This is a genomic window from Phytobacter sp. V91, assembly GCF_965644225.1.
Taxonomy (GTDB): domain Bacteria; phylum Pseudomonadota; class Gammaproteobacteria; order Enterobacterales; family Enterobacteriaceae; genus CBFFRJ01.
This window is the reverse complement of sequence record NZ_CBFFRJ010000252.1, coordinates 1-2,364: the sequence shown is the minus strand read 5'-3', so window position 1 is coordinate 2,364 and position 2,364 is coordinate 1. Positions and strand designations below refer to the sequence as shown.

Sequence of the window (2,364 nt, the reverse complement as noted above, 5' to 3'; positions counted from 1 at the left end):
CAAACACGGTAGCAGTGTACCCGCCTGGTGGCGGGTAACTGAAGTGACTTTAAACATACAAGGGTTAGGGTGAGGGGGGAAAAACCGCACTACTGCGGATACGGCACCCAGTCGCCGCCGTTCAGGCGAACATAGGGCTTGTTCTGATACTGGATCACCACCGCATTGGCGTTTTCGGAAACCGGCGCGCTCTGCGGCAGGCCGCTGGTCAGTTGATCCCAGTTAACGCTGTCCTGGGTGAAAATTTTGCCATCCAGTATCCGTACCACCAGTTCCGAAACGGCCAGGAAGCTGCTTGGTTGGTTTACTTCAATCGCCGCCCCCTGATGCGGAGCCTTCATGCCAAAGAACTTAATCGCGGTCGGCACATGGGTAATGGAGGGGCTGGGAATATCCCGCAGACCAGAAACCTGCATTTTATCGCCCTGAAGGGCTGCGCCATGTTCTGGCACCATCACCACCATCACTTTGCGCCCGGATTTTTCTAACTGGGTAAAGAAAGCATCCAGCTCATCAAACATCTTCTGCGCCCGGATTTTATAATCCGCCGTCTGTCTTACGCCCGGATAGTGGTTACCGTCGTGGAGCGGCAGCAGGTTATAGAAGGTTGCGGTGCGATGACCCTGCTGGGTGGCTTCGCTCTCCATCCAGCGATTGAGCACGGCGGTGTCGTCGTACACTGGCGAGCCATCAAAAGAGAGCAGAACCGGAGGCAGACCCGCCTGATTCATTAACGGCACCTGCAGCCCGCCGTTTTCGCGCACTTCTTTGAGGAAGTCGCCGAATACCCCGTTGTGGTCCATCATCAGTTGCTGAGTAAAGCCCAGCTTCGCCAGATTATCGAACAGATAGCATTGCGCCCCGGCTGTCTGGTACAGATTTTTGTGCGAGGTCTGACCGCAGCTGGCGCGCAGCAGACGTATTGCCGCCGGGCCGCTATAGGCCGTCGCCGAATTGAACTGCTTAAAGACGATATCAAAATGCTGCCACAGGGGATGCGTCGACAGACCCGCCGCTTCAATGTCGGCCCAGGAGAGCGAGCAGATATTAATCACCAGCAAATCAAATGGCTGGGCATCAGCCGCAAGCTGCGAAGGGAACGGCGTCTGCCGTTTCTCTTCCGCTGTGTAGAAGCTTGAGAGCCAGGCATTCAGGTTCTCAGAGGTCGGTGGCGCCGTTTGCGCCGGTATGTCGCCAACTACCGGTGTTGCCCCGGCAGTGGCGACAGTGGTCGCCGCCGTACCGCCGGTGGTGGCGATGGTCGGCGTGGATTGCGATGTTGGCCATAAGGTAAAGGCCGGACCGACCAGCGTCAGCGCATTCAGCCAGATCATTATCCCCACCACAAACACGGTGACCCGCAGCCACTGGGAGAGGAACAGCCAGGCGATATAAAGGACAAACAGCCCGCCAATCATCTGCCAGTTTATAAAGCGGGTCGCCAGATCGAGCAGGTAGTCGGCGCTGAATCCCGCAACCTGGCTTCCCTGACTTAATATACTTTCCGGTCCTGGCAGCCAGGTGTCATGCCAGAACAGCCCGAAGCCAACAGGGATGGCAACCCAGTGGCGTAACCGGTGCAGACTCAGTTTGGGCAATGGCATCAGCAAAAATGCCATAAACACCAGATTCAGCAGCGGATGAAAATTGAGATAACCCGCCCACAGCAGCGCGAACTTCACCAGGAAGTAGAAGTTCCAGCCAGAAAGACCCCGCCAGTATTGCCACAGGGAGGAAGGGGCAGAAGTGGTAATGGTTTGATTAGTCATGTTTTCGGTCTGCCTTGACAAGCGATGGACGGCGCAAAACGCCAGCCGATTTCACATACCGGGGTTTAACAAACATTATTCGCAGGATGATGCGGATACGCTGTTGCCAGTGGCGCGCGAAATACCCCAGAGGGAAGAAAATCAGCGCGCAAAGCACCACGAGCTGAATTATGTCGGCAATGGACATCATGATGAGCGCTCCGTGTCTTCACTTAATAATCGCAGGGGCTCCGGAATACGGCGCCAGACATGCCCGTCATGTTCTGCGTTAATGACGTTTTTCGTGTTTTCCGTCACCACCGTCAGCGGGGTTCCCCATTGCTCTGGCTTAATCTCGCGCATCAGCAGCAGTTCACCCGCAATCTGTGCGTCTTCATACCAGATAGTACGGTTGGAGAAAATATCGGCGGTGGGGAGCGGAAAGATATGGTTTAAGGCGGTATCAAGGTCATTGACCCGACAAAAAGATAAAAACATCACCAGCCGGTTATCCCCAATAGTGACGATATCCCCCACGCGGTTAGGGAAGGTGCGATTTAATCGTCAGTTATGAGAACATAAGGCTTTCTTTGCCATAGATTTTTCACGATGCCCG

2 protein-coding genes and 1 pseudogene are annotated in these 2,364 nt (G+C 55.0%); all 3 read right to left on the bottom strand.

What is annotated here, in order from left to right; genetic code table 11:
• Window positions 1-89: 89 nt before the first annotated feature.
• Complete coding sequence (gene bcsG / locus ACSZO4_RS25360; RefSeq protein WP_437891852.1) at window positions 90-1,769, bottom strand: cellulose biosynthesis protein BcsG; 1,680 nt, start codon at window positions 1,767-1,769, stop codon at window positions 90-92.
• On the bottom strand, window positions 1,762-1,959 hold the full coding sequence (bcsF, locus tag ACSZO4_RS25355; RefSeq protein WP_437891851.1) for a cellulose biosynthesis protein BcsF: 198 nt from the start codon (window positions 1,957-1,959) through the stop codon (window positions 1,762-1,764). The genes bcsG and bcsF overlap by 8 nt, the downstream gene beginning before the upstream one ends.
• Window positions 1,956-2,294 (bottom strand): annotated as a pseudogene (locus tag ACSZO4_RS25350) (BcsE family c-di-GMP-binding protein); the annotation flags it as partial. The pseudogene ACSZO4_RS25350 and the gene bcsF, both read right to left, overlap by 4 nt.
• Between the last annotated feature and the right edge of the window lie 70 nt (window positions 2,295-2,364).